This is a genomic window from Microcystis sp. M53603_WE2 (assembly GCF_030065435.1).
On the sequence record NZ_JASJFF010001350.1, the window covers coordinates 1 to 1329 of the forward strand.

1 protein-coding gene is annotated in these 1329 nt (G+C 39.4%); it reads left to right on the plus strand.

Annotated elements, in window-relative coordinates; genetic code table 11:
- Positions 1 to 1329: N-acetylmuramoyl-L-alanine amidase family protein (locus PX481_RS28395; protein ID WP_288097293.1), on the plus strand; the 1329-nt coding region annotated here is incomplete at both ends.

Here is a 1329-nt window from a genome sequence, read left to right on the forward strand (position 1 = left end):
AGTGGGGGAATGGATTTGTTTTAGTGCGATTGCCACTCCCCAAGCTCAGGTTTCTGTGCAGTTAGGAGATAAAATTCTGCCTCTTTTACCCCAACCTCAAACCACAAAACTGCCTAGTAATGCCGCAGTTTTAACTAATCTCAATCAAGCGGATTCTCAGGATAAAACTGGTTATTATCGAGGTTGTCAGCAGTTTAAGCAAGAGGCTAACTTAGGAAAACCTATTTTTACAGCACAATTAAATAATCGCTCAATTACTCAACAAGGTCAAGGGGAAATTAACATTATTAGCGATCAGAATTTACCAGTTATTGAAATTATAGTTCCTGAAGGAGTAGCGCGCACGGGACCGGGTAGTGATTATTCCCGTTTAACTCCTTTACCCCAAGGCACAAAAGCAAGAGTCACGGGGAAAGAGGGGGATTGGTTACGGTTAGATTATGGGGGTTGGATTTTAGAGCGAGAAACCCGTTTAATAGCCAATGAAGTCTTAGATAATGCTAATATTCGCGGTCTATCTTCTCGCAGTATAAATCAAGCAACGGAAATTATTTTTCCCCTATCCCATCCTGTACCCATCGCCGTGGCACAAGAGGATGATAAATTTATTTTGACCCTTTATAATACCATTGCCCAAACCGATACAATTTTTCTAGTGGATAATCCTTTGGTCAGACGTTTAGATTGGCGACAAATTAACCCGACTACGATAGAATACACTTTTAATCTTAACCAAAAACAACAGTGGGGTTATAGTCTTCGTTACCAGGGGACAAATTTAATCTTAACCCTGCGTCATCCCCCGGAAAAAAGTGATAATTTACAGGGCAAAGTTATTTTATTAGATCCCGGACACGGAGGTAAAGAAACCGGCGCTGTCGGTCCGACGGGTTACACAGAAAAAGAGATTAATTTGCTTATGTCTAAATTAATTAAACAGGAGTTAGAAAAATTGGGGGCAACAGTTTATTTAACCAGAGAAACTGACATCGACTTATCTTTACCGGCACGAGTAGAGATGATTAATAATCTGCAACCAACCCTAGCAATATCAGTTCACTATAATGCTTTACCTGATGATGGAGATGCCTTAAATACTCAAGGAATTGGCATATTTTGGTATCATCCCCAGGCAGCGGATTTATCAGTTTTTCTCCACGATTATTTAACCAAAAATCTTAACCGTCCTTCCTATGGAGTATTTTGGAATAATTTAGCTTTAACTCGTCCCTATAGTAGTCCTTCATTGTTATTAGAGTTAGGATTTATGAGTAATCCTCAAGAATTTGAATGGATTACCGATACTCAGGCACAAAAACAATTAGCGCA